Origin of the sequence: Sorangium sp. So ce1153 (assembly GCF_051521595.1) — a bacterium.
Taxonomy (GTDB): Bacteria; Myxococcota_A; Polyangia; order Polyangiales; family Polyangiaceae; genus Sorangium.
This window is the reverse complement of the sequence record NZ_CP150361.1, coordinates 13,742,697-13,760,325: the sequence shown is the minus strand read 5'-3', so window position 1 is coordinate 13,760,325 and position 17,629 is coordinate 13,742,697. Positions and strand designations below refer to the sequence as shown.

15 protein-coding genes are annotated in these 17,629 nt (G+C 75.7%); 9 read left to right on the top strand and 6 right to left on the bottom strand.

Annotation, left to right across the window (positions count from 1 at the left end; translation table 11 throughout):
• The first annotated feature begins 188 nt into the window (after positions 1–188).
• From WME85_RS50085 to WME85_RS50075, 3 genes are all read left to right on the top strand, one after another.
• On the top strand, positions 189–917 hold the full coding sequence (locus WME85_RS50085; RefSeq protein WP_437832515.1) for a metallophosphoesterase family protein: 729 nt from the start codon (positions 189–191) through the stop codon (positions 915–917).
• 6 nt (positions 918–923) lie between these two features.
• Entirely contained in the window at positions 924–1,529 is a 606-nt protein-coding gene (locus tag WME85_RS50080; protein WP_437832512.1) for a hypothetical protein, read from the top strand.
• 373 nt (positions 1,530–1,902) lie between these two features.
• Entirely contained in the window at positions 1,903–2,364 is a 462-nt protein-coding gene (locus tag WME85_RS50075; protein ID WP_437832510.1) for a hypothetical protein, read from the top strand.
• A gap of 350 nt (positions 2,365–2,714) precedes the next feature.
• On the opposite strand, the gene WME85_RS50070 is transcribed toward WME85_RS50075, so the two are convergent.
• From WME85_RS50070 to WME85_RS50060, 3 genes are read right to left on the bottom strand one after another with little or no spacing between them, the layout of a single operon-like run.
• Entirely contained in the window at positions 2,715–3,818 is a 1,104-nt protein-coding gene (locus WME85_RS50070) for a hypothetical protein (protein ID WP_437832508.1), read from the bottom strand.
• Complete coding sequence (locus WME85_RS50065; RefSeq protein ID WP_437832506.1) at positions 3,815–5,467, bottom strand: M16 family metallopeptidase; 1,653 nt, start codon at positions 5,465–5,467, stop codon at positions 3,815–3,817. Before WME85_RS50065 ends, WME85_RS50070 begins: the two co-directional genes overlap by 4 nt.
• An 18-nt stretch (positions 5,468–5,485) precedes the next feature.
• A complete protein-coding gene (locus WME85_RS50060; protein ID WP_437832504.1) occupies positions 5,486–7,243 on the bottom strand; it encodes a M16 family metallopeptidase in 1,758 nt (585 codons plus the stop codon).
• Between the two features lie 199 nt (positions 7,244–7,442).
• Here WME85_RS50060 and WME85_RS50055 point away from each other — a divergent pair, with 199 nt between their 5' ends.
• From WME85_RS50055 to WME85_RS50045, 3 genes are all read left to right on the top strand, one after another.
• A complete protein-coding gene (locus tag WME85_RS50055) occupies positions 7,443–7,643 on the top strand; it encodes a DUF350 domain-containing protein (protein WP_437832501.1) in 201 nt (66 codons plus the stop codon).
• Positions 7,644–7,659: 16 nt separating this feature from the next.
• Positions 7,660–8,871, top strand: a complete 1,212-nt coding sequence (locus WME85_RS50050) for a hypothetical protein (protein WP_437832498.1) — start codon at positions 7,660–7,662, stop codon at positions 8,869–8,871.
• Positions 8,872–9,106: 235 nt separating this feature from the next.
• The gene (locus WME85_RS50045; RefSeq protein ID WP_436623567.1) at positions 9,107–9,517 is read left to right on the top strand and encodes a response regulator; all 411 of its coding nucleotides are present in this window, start codon (positions 9,107–9,109) and stop codon (positions 9,515–9,517) included.
• A gap of 232 nt (positions 9,518–9,749) precedes the next feature.
• On the opposite strand, the gene WME85_RS50040 is transcribed toward WME85_RS50045, so the two are convergent.
• Positions 9,750–9,983 carry a hypothetical protein gene (locus tag WME85_RS50040; protein ID WP_437832495.1) on the bottom strand — a complete coding sequence of 78 codons (234 nt, stop codon included), beginning with the start codon at positions 9,981–9,983 and terminating at the stop codon, positions 9,750–9,752.
• 349 nt (positions 9,984–10,332) lie between these two features.
• Between WME85_RS50040 and WME85_RS50035 the strand changes: the two genes are divergently transcribed.
• Both WME85_RS50035 and WME85_RS50030 read left to right on the top strand, forming a co-directional pair.
• On the top strand, positions 10,333–10,752 hold the full coding sequence (locus WME85_RS50035; protein ID WP_437832493.1) for a hypothetical protein: 420 nt from the start codon (positions 10,333–10,335) through the stop codon (positions 10,750–10,752).
• Between the two features lie 207 nt (positions 10,753–10,959).
• Complete coding sequence (locus WME85_RS50030) at positions 10,960–13,695, top strand: AAA family ATPase (RefSeq protein WP_437832490.1); 2,736 nt, start codon at positions 10,960–10,962, stop codon at positions 13,693–13,695.
• A 9-nt stretch (positions 13,696–13,704) separates the two neighbouring features.
• Here WME85_RS50030 and WME85_RS50025 read toward each other — a convergent pair whose 3' ends face one another.
• Positions 13,705–14,088, bottom strand: a complete 384-nt coding sequence (locus tag WME85_RS50025; RefSeq protein WP_437306135.1) for a nuclear transport factor 2 family protein — start codon at positions 14,086–14,088, stop codon at positions 13,705–13,707.
• A 53-nt stretch (positions 14,089–14,141) separates the two neighbouring features.
• Positions 14,142–17,123, bottom strand: a complete 2,982-nt coding sequence (locus WME85_RS50020; RefSeq protein ID WP_437832487.1) for a hypothetical protein — start codon at positions 17,121–17,123, stop codon at positions 14,142–14,144.
• 253 nt (positions 17,124–17,376) lie between these two features.
• Here WME85_RS50020 and WME85_RS50015 point away from each other — a divergent pair, with 253 nt between their 5' ends.
• On the top strand, positions 17,377–17,565 hold the full coding sequence (locus tag WME85_RS50015) for a hypothetical protein (RefSeq protein WP_437832485.1): 189 nt from the start codon (positions 17,377–17,379) through the stop codon (positions 17,563–17,565).
• Positions 17,566–17,629: the final 64 nt, after the last annotated feature.

The following is a 17,629-nucleotide window of genomic DNA, read 5'->3' as shown; positions in this document are numbered from 1 at the left end:
CGTCGTGCGCCGTCGTGCGCAGCGAGGCCCCGCGGGCGGTGCGGGCGTGCGGGCGTTGATCAGGCGGCCGCGAGGGGGCTGGAGGCGCCGCCGGACATCGTCTAGCCTACCAGGCTGTCGATCGGTCGCCGTGAGGCGCCGAGAGCCTCGCCGACACCTCGATGGCCGCCCAAGAGGAGGTCTCTCCCATGCGGATCGCGTTGATTTCCGACATCCACGGCAATGAAGTGGCGCTCAGGGCCGTGATGGCCAGCATCCAGGCGGCCGGCGTGGATCAGGTGATCTGCCTCGGGGACGTCGCGACGCTGGGGCCGCGGCCCGTGGCCATCCTGGACATGCTGCGGGAGCTCGGGTGTCCGTGCATCCTCGGCAACCACGATGACTTCATGCTCGATCCCGCGTTGATCCGCACCTACACCGAGGCGTCGATCGTCGTCGACGCGGTGGACTGGTGCCGTGACCAGCTGTCGGAGGAAGATCTCGCCTTCCTGCGGACGTTCCAGGCGCGCCTGGAGGTCCCGCTCGACGGCCAGTCGACGCTCCTCCTGTTCCACGGCTCGCCCCGATCTCACATGGAGGACCTCCTCGCGAGCACGCCGCCCGAGGAGCTCGATCGCCGCCTCGAAGGCCACGCGGCGACCGTGATGGCCGGGGGCCACACGCACCTCCAGATGCTCCGCCAGCACCGCGGCATCCTCCTCGTGAACCCGGGGAGCGTCGGGCTCCCCTTCAAGGAATACGCGCACGGCGGGCCTCCGACGCTGCTGCACCACGCCGAGTACGCGACGGTCGAGGCGCGCGGCGGCGCGGTGAACGTCAGCTTGCACCGGGTGCCGGTCGACAAGGACGCGATCCGCGCGGCCCTGAAGGCGTGCGACAACCCGATGCGCGGCTCGCTGCTCCAGCAATATGCCTGAGCGCGCATGGACCTTGGCAGACGGGGCCCGCAGGCGCAGCGCGGGCGCGCCGCGGCAGAGGAGGCGGGCGCCTCGGCGCTCGCCGCGGAGCTCGCGGCGCTGAAGGCCGCGCTCGATGCGCAGACCAAGAGCTTCCGGCAGATGCTCGCGGCCGCCACGAAGACGGCGGCTGCGCCGGAACCGGTGGAGGCGAAAGGCCGTGCGGACGTCCTGAATCTGCAAACGTTGGAGGGTGTCTGGTACAATCCGGAGTCCAGGAACACCTATTACGTGAGGCTTCACCGGGGCGAGCCTCGTGGAGTCTATTGCTATAAAGGCGACCTCAGCGCGCCCGCGGAGTATCACAATCTCAAGCTGGTTGGCGATGTGGTTCTCGGCCGGTTCCGCTGGCTGAAACGACCACGGACGGTGGGGTATATTTACCTGAAGCTCGAATCGAAAGACCGCATCGTCGGCGGCTGGTGCCTTGAAAGCTACGCGCCGCCTGAAGGGATCGAAGCCCTCCCGCACCGTCCTGAGTATCTGGAGCAGATGACCTGGATCCGCCAGATCCCCGCGCCACCATGGCCGGAGTGGGCCGAGCGCTACTTCGCCTCGCTCGGCGACGAGTGAGCCGCCGGGGCGCTCCGTCACGCTCTCGCACGCTCTCGAGCGCCGACCGCGCGAGACTGTAGATACGCTCGCGTCCGCGCTTCGCGCGGGAGCAGCCCGGCGGCCTCGAGCGCCAGGCGGACGCGGCGTGGCGGGCATGACCTGGACGAACCGCCCGCGGTATCCCGGTGTTCATGGCGCCGCCGTCGACGTGGACGGTCGGCGGGCTCGGACACCGCCCCGGGCCCACGAGCCCCGAAGACCGCCTGGCGCGTCGAGAGCCGCGCCCTCGGATCACGCGGCGTCGGCGGCGTCGACAGGCCCGATCTACGTGCGGCGCGGCGCGACGTTCTGGTAGCCTTGACCGTGCACGCCCGAGAGCGATGGAGTCCCGATGACGAAATACGAACAGATCAAGCTGTCCTACGAGGCGTCCAAGGCGGCGATCGGCCAGGTCGCGGAGGAGCTCTTGCAGTGGATATACGAGCTCCGCGACCACATGGCCTGGCCAAGGGACAAGTGGGCGCTCAACCGGATCGCCACGGACGTCCAGGCCAACGGGCTGCTGCAACGGTTCGTCGTCGAGAATCAGCCCGGCGTCGGCGAGGTCCTGAAATGCCAGCTGTCCCTCACCGTCGAGGACGAGCTGCCGTTCACCGTCGACTTCTTCGCGGTGGGCAGGACCGACAGGGGCCTCCTCGTCGTCCTCGTCGGCGGGGAGCAGATCACCGTCAGCAAGGCCTCCCCCGAGCCGTTCTTCGAGAAGGCCGTGGAGCACATCCGGCAGCAGGCCAGGCGCGTGGGCAAGACGCGCCGCGTGGGCGCCGGCGCCGGCACCCCCCACCGCCCCGCATAGCCCCGGCACGGCCAGGCTCGAGACGCCGCCGCGAGCGCCGCCGTGCATCAGCACCAGGCGAGCGCTGCCATGGCAGCAGTCCCAGGTGCACGACGCTGCCAGCCTTCACCAATGAAAGCCGCCCGGGCCAAAACGAAAGCCAGAGCCCCAAGAAGCCTGCGCAAACTCACGATGTCTCGTCAGGACGCCCCTGGCCCAGCTCCTGCTTCTACGGGACGGCGAGCGCCTGAGGGACGGTTACCCCCCCCAACCGTCGGACGGGCGCTCTTTTTTCTTTTTGTACGCCGCGCACCCCGGGCGCATCTACGCGAAATCCCTTGTTGTTTCGCGTAGATGCGTCCCCGCGGCGGTCACGGCGAGACGCAGGGCACGCTGGGCGCGGCGTCCGGCGAGAGCAGCGGCGGCAACCACCGCCGCAGCACCAGCGGCACCATGGCGTCGTGCGGCATGGGCTCCGCGGGCTGGAGGTGCTCGAGCTCGCGGAGGACGCCAGGCGCGGCAGGGTGCGCGTCGACGCCGCGCTGGAACGCGCGGCGGAATTCGACGAACGGGCGCCTGGCCCACGACATCGTCTGCCACGAAACGACGACGTGCGTGGTCGGCGCGGTTCGCGCGAGGGGGAGCGCGAGGTCGACGTCCATGCACGTGTCGATCGCGAGCGCGGCGTGCAGGGGCGTGGACGCGCGCACCGCGGTCGCGATGCCGCCCGCCGGGTTGCACCCGCCGCCGGAGTGGCCCGCGACGAGGACGCGCGCGCGGTCGAGCGTCGCGACGCCGCGCAGCCGCTCGGCGGTGGCGTCGAGGAACGCGTCCAGATCGAAGGCTGGCCAGCTCGTCCGCGCCACGGCGACCGCCGCCGGGAGCACGGCGCTCGGCGCAGCGACGAGGATCGGCGGGATCTGGCCCGCCTCCATGAGCTGCGCCGCGATCCGGCGGACGTCGCCCTCCTGGCCGCCCCCCATCCAGCGGTATTCGATGCGCGCTTCGTTGGTGCCGTGCAGGAACACGAGGATCGGCAGCGGCCGCGCGGGCTCGGCGGCCGCGAGGCGGTGCACGAAAGCACGGCCGAGCCAGCGCTGCTCCGGCGGCACCGCGGACGCGGCGGCGCCGCCCGTCGCCGCGCCCCGCTGGACCGCCCCGCTCAGCGGCGCGGGCGGGCGCTTGAAGTCGTAGGTCGCGCCGTCGAGCTGCCCCGCGGCGGGCTTCGGCGCGGACGCCGCGGCCGGCACCGGCGCGGGCTTCGGCGCCGCGGCCGGCACCGGCGCAGGCCTCGGCGGCGCGGCCAGCGCGGGCCGCGGCGCCGCGGCCGGCGCGGGCTCCGGCTGCGCAGCGGGCACCGGCGCTGGCTCCCGCTGCGCGGCGAGGCGACCCGGGAAGCACGCGGCCGCGAGCCCCGCCGCGAGCGCAAGGGCCCCCGCCCGACCGGCGCGCGCGCGCCCGCGGCGGCCCGTCACGGCCGGTCCTGCGCCGGCGCCGCGCGGTCCGCGTCGAGCGCCGGGGCGGGCGAGGCGCTCGCGTCCCGCTGGATCGTGCGCTTCCGCTCGAAGTCCCGGGTCGGGTCGACCACCTTGACGTCGCCGAAGCGGCTCAGCATCGGGCCGATCACCTGGGCGTCGCCCGCCACGACGACCACGGCGCGCGCCGGTCGCACGTGGTCCGCCGCGACCTTGCCGGCCAGGGCCGGCGTGATGTCGCGGAGCTCCTTGCGGTAGCTGTCGTGGTAGTCGTCCGGCAGATCGAGCACCTGCATGCCGGCGATCTCGTCCGCGAGCCCCGCCGCCGTCCCGATGCCGAGGCCGAGGCCGGCCGAGAGGCGCCCTGCCGCGGCCTCGGTCTCCTCCTGGGACGGCATCGTCGCCGCGAGCTGCTCCGCTTGCTCGAGCATCGCCTGCGCGACGGCGCCCGTCCGCGCCGCCGGGGCGACGGCCTGGACGACCAGCGGCACGGGCCCCTCCGCGACGTCGATCGTCGCCGCGGACGCGGCGCGCGCCGCCCCGCGCGGCTCGAGGAGGTCCCGGGTCAGCCGCCCCGAAGGGCCGCCGAGCACCTGGCCGGCGACCGCGAGCGCAGGCCACTCCGGGTCGCGGCGCTCGGGCCCGAGGACGCCGACGAAGATCTCGCTCTCGGCGCTCTTCGGGCGATCGACGATCGTGATCTTGAGCGACCCGGGGGGCATCGGCTCGGTGAACGAGAGCGCCGGCGGCTCGCCGCCGCGGCGATCGGCGAACGCCTTCTCCACCGCGGCGCGCGCGGCCTCGGGCGTCGTGTCGCCCGCCACCACCACGACGGTGTTCTTCGGGACGTACCACGCCGCGTGGAACGCGCGGCAGTCGGCGGCCGTGATCTTCGGGAGCTCCGACGCTGTCGCGCCGAACGAGGCGTACGGGTGCAGCTCGGTCGGGAGCGCGTAGAGGTCGCGGAAGAGGACCATCAGCGCCCCCCAGCGGCCGTCCGTGCGGGCGCGGTCCCTCGCCGCGTCGACGGCGCGGGCCTTCAGCCTGGTGAGCTCGGCGGCGTCGAGGCGCGGCCGCTGCACGACGAGCCCGAGCAGCTCGATCGCCTCGGCGAGGCGGTCCCGGGTCGCGCGCAGGCCGATCACCGTCGCGTCGAGGCCCGTGTCGACCCACAGGGAGGCGCCGAGCGACTCGACGCGCGCGAGCAGCTCGCGGCCGGGGAGGCCGCCGGCGCCGCCGTGCACGACGAGCTGGCCCGTGAGGGCGGCGAGCCCCGTGCGCTCGCCGTCGGCCGAGGAGCCGCCGCGGACGACCACCCGGATCTCCACGAGCGGCAGGGCGCGGTTCACCGCCGTGGCGACGCTCAGGCCGCTCGGGAGCTCGGCCCAGGCGATCGCGGGCATGCGCGGCGGGCGCGCGGGGCCGGAAGGCGGGGGCTGCTCCCGGCGCTCGGCCTCGGACGGCGGCGCGCCCTTCGACGGCGCGCCCTTCGACGGCGCGGCGGCCGGCGCGGCCGGCCGCGCGCCCTTCGACGGCGCGGCGGGAGCGCAGCCGCAGACGGCCGCAGCGAGCGCCGCCGCCGTCCAGGAGAGCCACGGGCGCGCCGCTCGTCGCTCGCGCCGCTCGCGTCGCTTGGTTCGCTCGCTCATCGGGTCACTTCTTCCTGTTCACTTCTTCCTGGGCTTCGCCGGCTTCGTCGGCTTCTTCTTCGGCGCCGGCCGGGCCGCCGCGCCGCGCGCCTTCTCCGGCGCCGCCTTCTCCGCACCCTTGCCCTTGCCCGGCGCCGCCTGCGCCTCGGCCTGCGGGCCGCCCCCGGCCCGCGGCGCGCCGGCCGCGGCGTGGCCGGGCGCCCGCGGCGGCGGGGACGCTCCCGGGGTCGCGGGAGGGTACGTCTCCACGATCGTCCGCCGCGTCGGCCCGAGGTGATCGCGCGCGACGCGCTGCACGTCCTCCCGGGTGACCGCGAAATAGCGCGCGAGCTCGCCGTTCAGGTGGGCGGCGTCCCCGAAGAGGAGCTCGTGCTCGCCGAGCGCCCGCGCCCGCGCGCCCGCGTCCGCGAGGCCTGCCACGAACGCCGACTGGAGGAGCCGCCGCGCCTTCGTCAGCTCGGCCGGCGACGGCCCCGCGGTCGCGAGCGTCCGGATCTCGCCCTCGACGAGCTTCTCGACGTCGCCGACCCGGGCGCCCTCGGCGAGCCGCACGTCGATGGAGAACAGGTCGGGCCCGCGGTGGCCGCCGAGCGCGACCCGCACCGACCGCGCGACCGCCTTGTCGCCGACGAGGAGCGCCTCGAGGCGCGAGCTCTCGCCGCGGCCGAGCAGGACGGCCGCGAGCGCGAGCGCGTGGTGATCCGGGTGCGAGCGCGGCGGGACGGCCCACCCGTAGAGGATCGCCGGAGCGCGGGCGGCGCTGTCGCGCACGACGGCGGTGCGCTGGCTCGTCTGCTCGGGGAACGGGGCGTCCTTGAAGGGCGCCGCGGCCACCGCGGGGATGCCGTCGAAGTACCTGTGCACGAGCTCCATCGCCTCGCCGGGGTCGAAGCCGCCGGCGAGGGTGAGCACCGCCCGGTTCGGACCGTAGTGGGCCGCGTGGAAGTCGCGGACCCACGAGACCTCGGCGCCCGCGAGGTCGTCCGCCTCGCCGAGGGCCGGGTGCTCGTGGGGCCAGTACCCCTGGAAGACGAGCGCCTGGAGCCGGATCGCGCCCTGGCCATAGGCGGCGTCGAGGACCGCGCCGCGCCGCTCCTGCGCCTCCCGGCGCTGCGCCTCGAAGGCCTGCGCGCTCAGGTCGAGCGCCTTCATGCGATCGGCCTCCAGCCACAGCGCCAGCGCGAGCTCGTTCGCGGGCAGCGCCTCCGCGTAGGTGGCGCGGTCGACCCCCGCGTCGTCCGCGAGCTCGCCGCCGCGCTCGGTCACGAGGCGAAGGTGCTCGCCCGCGGGCACGTTGCGGCTGCCCCGGGCCATCATCCCGGCCACGAGCCGCGCGACGCCGCTCCTGCCGCTCGGCTCGTCGCGCGAGCCTGCGTCGTACGTCACGGCCACCGCGACCGTGGGCGAGCTCCTGTCGGGGCTCATCACCACGCGCAGCCCGTTCTGGAGCGTGACCCGCTCGACGGGCAGCGCGAGCTCGAGCGGCGCCTCTGCCGCGAGCGCGGAGCCGGCGCGTTTCGGCGCCGGCGCGGGCGCGCCCCGCCCGGCCGCCGCCGTCACGGCGCCGCCGCGCCGCGCGCCGTCGCCGCGTCCGCCGGCGGGCTTGCGTTGCGCGGCGGGGGGCCGCGGCGCCGGCGCGGCGACCGCGGCGGTGGGGCGCGGCGCGGCGGCGCGGGAGGGCGGCGCCGCGGCGGCGGGGCGGGGCGCGCCTGCGCTCAGCAGGCCGAGCGCCGCGAGCCCGGCCGTGACGGCGCGGCGGAGCGAGGTTCGGCTCACGGTCGTCGACACGGCAAGGCGATAGCACGTCGCCGGCCGGGCGCGCCCGCGGCGCGACGCGGCGGCGTCGCTTCACGCGGCTTCACGCTGCCGGCCGACTCGCGTAGGCTCACGCCCGCAGCCACGAGAGGCCGCGAGCGCGCGCCGCGCGCTGCCCCGAGCGCAGAGAGAACCGCCGATGCCCGACGTTCAAAACCTGATGAAAGCCGTAGTCGGAACGCTCGTCTTCGTGGCCCTGGGGCTCATCGTCTTCCTGCTGGCGTTCGTGATCATCACGAAGCTCACCCCGTTCTCCATCCGCAAGGAGATCGAGGAGGACCAGAACACCGCGCTCGCGATCGTGATCGGCTCGGTGATCCTGGGCCTCGCCTGGATCATCTCCGCGGCGATCCACGGCTGACGCGCGGGTCTCGGCGTTGACGACGGCCGGGCCCGACGTGCTCGCCGCGCTGCCGGCCGGGCGCCGCGGCGCGGCCCACGGCGGCTTCCTGTGGGGCCGCGGCGTCGACCTCGCGGTGTTCGGCGGCTCCGCCGCGGTCGCGCTCGGCCTCGCGGCGCTCTCGGCGGGCGGCGCGCTCCCGGCCTGGGGCTTCCTCCTCTTCGTGGTCGGCGTCGACGTGGCCCACGTGCACACGACCCTGTTCCGAACGTACCTCGACCCCGAGGAGCTCCGCCGCCACCCCGCGCTCTACGCCGCCGTGCCGCTCGCCTGCTACGCCGCCGGCGTCGCGCTGCACCTCGCCTCCGAGCTGACGTTCTGGCGCGCGCTCGCCTACGTCGCCGTCGTCCACTTCGTCCGCCAGCAGGTCGGGTGGGTCGCGGTCTACCGCGCGCTCGCGGGCGAGCGCTCGCGCGTCGATCGCCTCCTCGACGACGCGCTCATCTACGCGGCGACGGGGTGGCCGCTCCTCCACTGGCACGCGCACCCGCCGCGCGCGTTCCAGTGGTTCGTGGACGGCGACTTCGTGAGCGCCCCCTGGCTCGCGGCCGCGGTGGGCCCCCTCGGCGCCGTGTACGCCGCGCTCGCCGTCGCGTACGTCGCGCGCGCGATCCAGCGCGCGCGCGTCGCCCGCGCGCCGCTGAACCTCGGCAAACATGTGGTCGTCGCGACGACCGCGGCGACCTGGTACGTCGGCATCGTCGCGACCGACAGCGACTTCCAGTTCACCGTCACCAACGTGATCGTGCACGGGGTGCCGTACATGGCGCTCGTGTTCGCCTACGCGCGGGAGCGGGCCGTCGAGGCGCCCCGCTCGCTCGTCGCGCGGCTCCTCGCCGGCGGGCTCCTCACCTTCCTCGGGCTCGCGCTGGCGCTCGCGTTCGCCGAGGAGATGCTCTGGGACCGGCTCGTCTGGCACGATCGGCCGGAGCTCTTCGGCGGCGGCGGTGACGACGGCGGGCCGCTCCTCGGGCCGCGCGCGCGGGCGCTGCTCGTGCCGCTGCTCGCGCTGCCGCAGGCGACGCACTACCTGCTCGACGCGGTGGTCTGGCGCCGCCGCCACACCCGCCCGGCCCAGGCGCGCGCGCTCGGGTTCCGGACCGCGCCCGAGGGCGGCGGGGGCGGCGAGGCCGGCGAGGCCAGGGTTTCAGCGCGCTCCGCGCCGCCGCCGGCGAGCCGAGAGGCTTGACCCGCGGCGCAACTCCCGTAACTGTCGTCGCTTCGCATGGCTTCGCTCGCGGCGCTCGTGCTCCCGCAACGCCCCTCGCCCCCCCTGCGCGGCGTCGGCTGCGCGGCGCCGCCCCGCGCAGCCCGGGACCATGGATCCGGAGAAGATCCGGAGATGCTGGGAGCATGCAATGCGTGCAAGGCCGTGGCCTGCTATCGCTTCTGCATGCTTGCGCAGTCTGGAAGAGGTGACAGCAATGAGTGAACCCTGGCCAACCGGCGGGCCCAACGCGCCGCGCGCGACGCCGATTCCCCCGAATCCGCGCGCCCCTGTCCTCCTGGTGGACGACGACGCCGAGCTCCGCGAGATGATGCGCGAGATGCTCGAAGCAGCGGGGTACGATGTCTACTGCGCGAGCAACGGCAAGGAGGCGCTCGATCTGCTTCACAAGGCGGACCCGCCGCCTGGGCTCATCCTGCTCGATCTGATGATGCCGATCATGACCGGCGAGGAGATGCTCGCGGCCCTGAAGCAGGTGCACGCGCTCGCCGCCATTCCGGTGACCATCGTCTCGGGCCACGACGGCCCGCCCGAGGGCGCTGCCTACCTGAAGAAGCCCGTCGATTTCGGGGCGCTGCTCGCCATCGTCCAGAAGACCTGCGGCTAGCTCCCCGGGTCGAACGTTCGATCACGGTCCCTCCTGCTCCGGGCGCGATGGGACCATCGACAGCGACAGTGCTCGGTCGCGTGTCGATGAACACTCCACGAGCGTGACGGAACCCTCGCCAAACATTGGGCGATCCCGACCGGGCCCACGCGGCCGGCGGCTGACGGGCGATGTCGCGCGAGCAAGGCCGAGCTCGCCCGGCGCCGCTGAGCTCGGCGCCGGCTCGGCCGGCTCAGACTGCCAAGGAGGCGCCCTGCAGCGCGGGGACGGCGCCGGCCCCCTCGCCGCGCCGCTCGAGCGGCGACGGCGCCTGCGGGGTCATCGCCGCGAACGCCAGGAGCCCCACGACGGTCAGCAGGAGCGCGAGCGCGAACGCCGCCGCGAGGAACAGGAGGCCGAACGACGCGCGGTCCCCCCCGCTTGCGCCCTGCTCCGAGTCTTCGTCGCGTCGCTCCGGCTCGTCCACGCCTCGCTCCTCCGCCCGGTGGCTGTGCTTACCGCCTCGCGCGCGGCCGCGCAACGGACGCGGCGATGAGCTCGAGCCCGAGATCGCCGCGTCCATCGAGCATAGCAGCGTCCCGAGCGGACCCGCATGTCCGGACATTGTCTGTCCGGTGGACCCATCGCCGTCCGCCTCCGGCGGCGATAGGTTCGCCTCCTTGGAGGGCGGGCGAATGGCAGAGAGCCGCACCAGCGACGCTGTGGCGAAGAGCGGACAGGCGAGCTCCGATCGGCTGTGGGTCCTCGTCAATGCGAACCATGGAGAGCCGACTCCAGGCCTCGCGAGCAACCGACATCCACGAGAAACCGTGGTGGTGCGTGACCGCGACAACCTCCTCGTCAGCGTGGATGTGGGCAGGGGCTCGGCGCTCGCCGTGCCCTTCAAGACGGTTGAACTCGGCGACTCGGAGGCGACGCTGATCGTGCGGCTCGCCGCCGCCTCGACGCCGTGCGCCGGCTGCGTCGACGAGAGCCTCGCCAGGGCCGTAGAGGAGCGCGGCGGGCTCGACGCGGAGAGCGTCTTCGGCGCGGTCCGCGCCGCGATCGCCGGCTGCGCGGCGCGCGCGCACGGCGAGCGGGCCTCGAGCGCGGCCGACGCCGGCGGGCTCCCCCCCGAGGGCGCGGGGCCGCGATCTTCCGGCGCGCTCCGCCTGGCGCCCGCCAACGCGCCTCACGTGTCCGCGGGGAGCGCGCTCCCGGCGGACAGCGATATCGACGTCATCCTGATCATCTGATCATCGGACAAGCGATGTCTCGAGCGGTCGAGTCGAGCGACGCGCGCGGGCTGCACGGCGGCGGACCGGCCCCGCGCCGCCTCCCCTGCGGCGTCACGGCGGCGTCCCCAGGCGCTCTGCGCCCGGGCGCGCGTCGCGCCCGGGGCTCCGAAATTTGGCCCGCCTGCGCCGGGCGTGCGAACCGGGGGGCTGGAGACCTCTGCAAGGATGACCAGCCCTCGCTCCCACGCCGAGCTCGTCACGCTGCGCAAGCTCGCGCAGGACCTCGCCGCCCAGCGCAAGGAGCGCCTGTCGAGCGTGCACCTCCTCGCCGCCATCGCCCTGCGCGGAGGCCCCGCCGCGGACCTGCTCCGCGACCGGCGGCTCGACGACGAGGCCCTGCTCAAGGCGACCCGCTCGGTCGACGACGAGGGGCCCGACCCGATCGGCCGGGCCATGGGGGGCGCGCGCGACGTCGCGAAGCGCGCGACGGCGAAGGAGCCCGCGGCGCTCCACCTGCTGCTCGCGCTCCTGTCCGACCGCAGCTCGGCCGCGCACCGGGCGCTCACGCAGTCGGGGGTCGACCTCGCGCGGCTGCGGACCGCGGCGCTCCAGATCGCGCTCGGCGTCGTGCAGGCGCGGCGCTCCTCGCCGCCGCGCGCGGGCCAGGACGGCGGCGCGCCCGGCGCGCCCGAGAAGCCGGCCGCGCTGGGCAGGACGTCCCCGGCGCGCCGCGCCCGCGGCGAGGCCGCCGAGCCGGCGCGCGCGCCCGCGGAGCTGCGGCCCGTGAAGGGCGCCGGCGTCGCCGTGCCGGAGCTGCGGCCCGGAAGGGGCGCCGGCGTCGCCGCGACGGAGCTGCGGCCCGCCAAGGGCACCGGCCCTGGCGTCACCGTGCCGCTGTTCCCGCCGCCGCGCCCGCGCCCCGTCGCGGCCCCGGCGGGCGGGGACGCGCCCCCCTCCTCCGCCGAGCCGGCCGCGGCCCTCGCGGCCGCGCTGCGGCGCGCCCCGGCGGCGGACGACGCGGCCGCCTCGACCGCCGTCCCGGCCGTCCCGCCCGCGGGGCGGCCGCTCGGCGCCGCGGCGAGCTCCGTCGCGGCGCGCTTCACCCTCGACCGCGCGCGCTTCCCGGCCCTCGCCTCACTCGGCCACAACCTCTCGCTCGCGGCGGCGCAGGGCGAGCTCGAGCCGATCGTCGGCCGCGAGCGCGAGATCGAGCAGGCGCTCGACGTGCTGGCGAAGCGCCACGCCAACAACCCCTGCCTCCTCGGCCCCGCGGGCGTCGGGAAGACCTCGGTCGCGCGCGGCATCGCGCACCGGCTCGCCTTCGAGGAGCGGGAGCCGCGCATCGTCGTCGAGCTCGTGCCGTCGGAGCTCATCGCCGGCACGGGCGCGCGCGGCGCGCTCAGCGAGCGCCTGGCCGCGCTGCGGTCGGAGCTCCGCGAGGCGGGCGGGCGGGTGATCCTGTTCATCGACGGGCTGTCGGAGCTCTTCGGCAGCGGCGCGCTCGACGAGGCGATGGCCGAGCTCAAGCTCGCGCTCGCCCGCGGCGAGATCACGCTGATCGGCACCGCCACGCCCGAGGAGTACCGGAAGAGCATCGAGGTCGACCCGGCGCTCGCGCGGCGCTTCACGATCGTCGAGATCGACGAGCCCGAGGAGGACGAGGCGTTCCTGCTGCTCCGGAGCGTCGCCGTCGGGCTCGGCGCGCACCACGGGCTCGCGTTCACCGACGAGGCGCTGGCCTCGGCCGTGGCCTGGTCGGTGCGCTACCTGCCCGGGCGCGCGCTGCCCGACAAGGCGCTCTCGATCCTCGATCTCGCGGGCGCGCGCACGCGGCGCCGCGCCATGCAGAGCGCGCCGGGCGCGCGCGCCGCGCTCCGTGAACCCCCGCAGCCCGCGCGGCAGGTGAGCCCCGCCGAGGTCGCCGAGGTGGTCGCCGAGCTCGCCGACCTCCCGGTCGAGCGGCTGCTCGAGACCGATCGCGAGCGGATGCTCGCGCTGGAGACGTTGCTCGCCGAGCGGGTCGTCGGCCACGGCGAGGCGCTCGCGCGCATCGCCCGGGTGCTCCGCAGGAACGCGGCCGGCCTGCGCGCGCGCCGCCCGATCGGGTCGTTCCTCTTGCTGGGCCCGACCGGCGTGGGCAAGACGGAGACGGCGAAGGCGATCGCCGAGTCGCTGTTCCACTCGCCGGACGCCATGACGCGGCTGGATTTCTCCGAGTACGCCGAGTCGCACGCGGTGGCGCGGCTGGTCGGCGCGCCGCCCGGCTACGTGGGCCACGAGGCCGGCGGCCAGCTCACCGAGGCGGTGCGGCGGCGGCCGTACCAGGTGGTGCTCCTCGACGAGATCGAGAAGGCGCACCGCGACGTGCTCGAGGCGTTCCTGCAGGTCTTCGACGAGGGCCGCCTGACGGACGGCCGCGGCCGGCGGGTGGACTTCACGAACACCGTGATCGTGATGACCTCGAACCTCGGCGCGGCCGAGGCGGGCGCGCTCAAGGCCGAGCGCTCCGTCGGCTTCGCCCGCGCCTCGCAGGCCGTCTCGCCGGCGCGCCTCTCCGAGGCGATGCTCGCGGCGACGCGCGCCGCGCTCCCGCCCGAGCTCTACAACCGCATCGACGAGGTCCTCTGCTTCGCGCCGCTCACGCGGGCGGACGTCGCCGAGATCACGCGCCGGCTGCTCGGCGGCCTGGAGCGCGAGCTCGAGGCGCGCGGCGTGGTGCTCGAGGTCGAGCCGGAGGCGATCGACGCGCTGCTCGACGCGGGCGGGTTCGACCCCGAGCTCGGCGCCCGGCCGATGAAGCGCACGATCGCGCGCCTCATCGAGGCGCCGCTCGCAGACCTCATCCTGCGCGGCCAGCTCGAGGAAGGCTCCGCGGCCCTCGTGGGCGTCGAGCAGGGCGAGGTCGTGGTCGACGCGATCGCGCGGGCCGGCGAGCGGCGTTATGCCGCGTGCTCCAGCTGAACGGAGGCGTTATGCCGCATGCTCCAGCTGGATCCCGAGCGCCCTCGGGTCGAAGTACGCCTTGAACCGCGTGATCATGCCGGCGGGGTGCTCGATGACGCTCACGCCCTCGTAGGAGAACACCACCCCGTTCGCGAGCGTCCCGTGGCTCTTCCACTCGAGGACGGAGGACGTGTCGGACTCGACGACGCACCGGAAATCGGACTGCACCTCGCCGAAGGTGTGCCGGTAGCCGCGCCAGAAGTCGCGGGCGCCGTCCGGGCCGCGGAGCGGCCTGCTGATGGTCACGTTGCTGAGCTCCGCGTCGGGGGCGAAGAGCCGCGCCATGGGCTCGACGTCACCGCTCTCCTCGATCCGACGCAGGGCTACGATGAACTCGCTCGCCTTGGACATGATGCCTCCTGCCGTGCGAGCGCTTGCAAGGGGCGGGCCCTCGGCCGTCCCGGCTACGGCGGCCCTGCCTCGATCGCCCGCCGGTAGCGCTCGCGCCGGTGCGGCTCGCGGAGGATCTCGTACGCCTCGTCGAGCACCTCGATGACGAGCCGCACGTCGTCGAGCAGGTCCACGGTCGCGGCGGTGAGCAGCGTCGACGGCTCGAACGCCTTCCGCAGCGCGAGGTACGCGCGGCGGATCTCGTAGTTCGTCGCGTCCCGCGGGATGCCGAGGATCGAGAAGTAGTCCCCGTCCTCCACCAGGGCGAGCCGCGCCCGGACGCGCTGCCGGATCGCCTCCTCGTCGAGCGGATCGTCGACCGGCGGGGGCGGCGCCTCGGTGATCGACGGCGGGATGAGGACGTCGAGCACCTCCAGGCAGACGAGCGCGTAGAGCACGCTGGCGTTCTCGGGCTCCGCCGCGCTCACCAGCTCGCCGACCGTGCGGCCGCGCGCGGTGCGCACGAGCTCCTCCTCCTCGCGCCGCAGCGCGCACTCGCCGAGCAGGTTGCGCCGGACGCCGTCGTCGAGGCGCGCGCCCGGGCCGCCGAGGCGGCGCAGCGCGACCTCGGGCGCGATGACGCGGCGGATCGTCTCCACGAAGACCTCGGCGCCGGTCGCGCCGCCGAAGACGTTCGGCTCCGCCTTGAGGCGGCCCGGCGGCTCGGACTCCAGATCGCACGTGCCGGCCTCGACGAGCACGACGTGCCCGATGACCCACTCCGCGTGCGCGCGCAGGACCGGCCAGAGGTCGTCCTGGCCGAGGTGGCCGTGCGCGATGAGCGCCGCGCCGGCGTGCCGGCCCGAGGCCGGGAGCTTGCCCGCGAGCCGCGCGGCGACCTCCCGCTCGATGTCGCCGCGCCCGACCAGGAAGGCGAGCAGCGTCTCCTCGGGGACGCTCGAGCCGGCGGTCACGAGGTCGCCGTCGTGCAGGACGATGCGCCGCGCGCCCTCCTCGGTCGTAATCGCGAGCGAGCCCGAGGAGCGGCTGCCCACCGCGCGGGCGAGCGCGCGCGGCGCGTCGCCCGGGCCGAGCACCGTGGTCGAGGAGGCCTCGCTGGACACCGGCTCCTCGTCCTCGTGATCGTGCGCTGGCGGCGGCGGGGCGCGGCCGAAAGCGCCCTCGTGCGCTGGCGGCGGGGCGCGGCCGAACGCGCCCTCGTGCGACGGAGGCGGCGGGGCGCGGCCGAAAACGCCCTCGTGCGACGGAGGCGGCGGGGCGCGGCCGAAAACGCCCTCGTGCGACGGAGGCGGCGGGACGCGGCCGAAAGCGCCCGTGCTGACCGTGGCGGGCGCGGAGGGCACGGGCCCCAGGGGCGGCACGGGCGCGCGCCCGGCCGCGCCGGAGATCGCCACCGACGGCGGGGGCGACAGGGGCATGCGGCCGAGCGCGCCGGGCGCCACGGGCGGCGTCGGCGGGAGGAAGCCGCGCCCGAGCGTGCCCGCGCCGAGCGTGGCCGGACCAGGAGGCACCGGGGCGCGCGCCGACGTGGCGGAGCGGACCGCGAGCGGCGCGGGCGGCAGCGGCTCGGGGTCGGCCCCGTCGCCCGGCGGCAGCAGCGCGGTCCTCACCTCGACCGAGGGCGGCGACACGAACGCGACGCCCGGCGGAGGAGGAGGCGGCGGCGGGGGCGGCGGAAAGCCGGGCGGGGACGGCGGGAAGCCGGGCGCCCGGGCGTCGCGCGCGCCGCGGGACCGGGTCGGCGGCGGCTCGGTGTAGCGCTGCTGGTGCGACGGCTCGGCGCGGCCCGACGGGGCGCGCACCCAGTCGAGCTCCTCGCGCGTGGCGCCCGGCAGCGCGCGGTCCCAGGCGGGCTCCTCGCGCGGCGCGGGGGAAGGCGACCGATCCCACGCGGCCTCGGCGCGCGGCGGCGGCGACACGAACGCGTGGGGGCGGCCCGCGTCGCGCGGCGTCGGCGGCGCGGCGTCGCGCCCGACGCTCCGGCGCGCTGTCGCGCCGAGATCGCGCTCGTCCCTGCCGGACAGGTGCGCCTCCCTGTCTAGCGAGAACGGGGCGAGCTCGGGCCCGGTGCGCTTCGTCGCGTACACCGCGTCGCGCGACGGCTCGGCGAGGAGGGCTTCATCGTCCTCCTCGCCCGGCTCGGCGAGCTCGGCGAGCGGGTCTCCGGGCCCGGTGTTCTCGGCGCGGGTGGCCGCCTGCTGCGGAGCGGCCGCGGCGCCGTGCGGGTCCGAGCTGGTCCGCGGCTGCGAGGCCGAGCCGGCGGGGAGCGGCGCGTGCCCCTGGCTCGCGCCGGTCCGCGGCTCTTCCTCGTCCGGATCGAGCGGCTCGTCGAGCGCGGCGAGCAGCTCCGGCGACAGCATCAGGTCGACGTCCTCCTCGGCCGCCGGGATGCTCGACGGGTGCGCCTTCGCCGTCACCCGCTGCTCGGCGGCGACGAGGATCTCCTCGAGCTCCGGGCTGATCCGCGCCGGCAGGAGCCGCGGCCCGATCGCCTCGCCGTCCTCGGGCGGCGGCAGCACCGACCCGACGTCGAGCGGGTCGAGCTCGCTGGCGAAGTCCGGGTTCGACGGGACCTCGTTGTCGAGCGGGCCCGGGTAGCCCGCCATCAAGCGCGCCGCGGCGCCTTGATCCCCGCGGAACCGCCCTGGCTCCGCGACGGCGCTCACGTGCGCGGCGAGCTCGGCGATGTCGACGGGGCGCTCGAAGACCTGCCCGAACAGCTGCGGGTCGAGCTCGGCCGAGCGGACCGGATCGCCCACGAGCAGCACGGACGCGGCGACGCCGCCCGGGCGCTGGTACAGGCGCTCGAGCACCTCGATGGCGCCGGGCTGATCGACGTCGACGATCACGACGCGCGGCGCGTCGATCGCGAGGCGCGCCTCGAGCTCGTCGATCGGCGCCGCGATCACCTCGAACCCCCGCCCTCGCAGCGCCGCGCCGATCGCCGCTCCCTCCGCCGAGGCGTCGGCCAGGACAACGGCGTCGGCGCGCAGGCGCGCCTGCACGGCTTCGTGATCGTCGCGGAGCTCGGACACGGCGGTCATCTCGTGGCGGGGGCCCAGCGGAGCACCCAGGGCCCCCGTATTGCCTGGACTCTCGACGGTCGTAGGCGGGCTGTCAAACGCGATCGCGGCGCCCGCGGAGTTCCCGCTGCGCCGCGCTCGGCCGCCGCGCTCGCGGCGCGCGGCGCGCCGCGCGCCGCGAGCGCCCGGCCGCGACGGCGCGCGCCGCCGACCTCGCCGCCCGCCGCCGATCTCGCCGCGCGCGCAGCGTGGTAGACCTCGGCACATGGTGCTCGGCGCTTCCCACAACGAGATCGCCCTGACGGCCTTCCTGCTCATCGTGGTGCTGCTCGCCGCGAAGATGGGCCGCATCGGCGAGGCCATCGGCGCGCTGTTCGAGCGGAACGCGCCCGCGGCGGACGGAGGCGCGCCCGACGACAGCGCGGAGCCGCGGGAAGACCGCAACGAAAGCTGAGCGCCCTTCAACGCACGCTTCGCGGACGGCCCCGCCCGCGCTTGCGTTCTGTTTTTTTGGAATT

Coding starts and splice junctions, on each gene's coding strand:
- WME85_RS50085 (WP_437832515.1), top strand. CDS start 189: ATGCGGATCGCGTTGATTTCCGACATCCACGGCAATGAAGTGGCGCTC.
- WME85_RS50080 (WP_437832512.1), top strand. CDS start 924: ATGGACCTTGGCAGACGGGGCCCGCAGGCGCAGCGCGGGCGCGCCGCG.
- WME85_RS50075 (WP_437832510.1), top strand. CDS start 1,903: ATGACGAAATACGAACAGATCAAGCTGTCCTACGAGGCGTCCAAGGCG.
- WME85_RS50065 (WP_437832506.1), bottom strand. CDS start 5,467: ATGAGCGAGCGAACCAAGCGACGCGAGCGGCGCGAGCGACGAGCGGCG.
- WME85_RS50055 (WP_437832501.1), top strand. CDS start 7,443: ATGAAAGCCGTAGTCGGAACGCTCGTCTTCGTGGCCCTGGGGCTCATC.
- WME85_RS50045 (WP_436623567.1), top strand. CDS start 9,107: ATGAGTGAACCCTGGCCAACCGGCGGGCCCAACGCGCCGCGCGCGACG.
- WME85_RS50030 (WP_437832490.1), top strand. CDS start 10,960: ATGACCAGCCCTCGCTCCCACGCCGAGCTCGTCACGCTGCGCAAGCTC.
- WME85_RS50025 (WP_437306135.1), bottom strand. CDS start 14,088: ATGTCCAAGGCGAGCGAGTTCATCGTAGCCCTGCGTCGGATCGAGGAG.
- WME85_RS50015 (WP_437832485.1), top strand. CDS start 17,377: ATGGTGCTCGGCGCTTCCCACAACGAGATCGCCCTGACGGCCTTCCTG.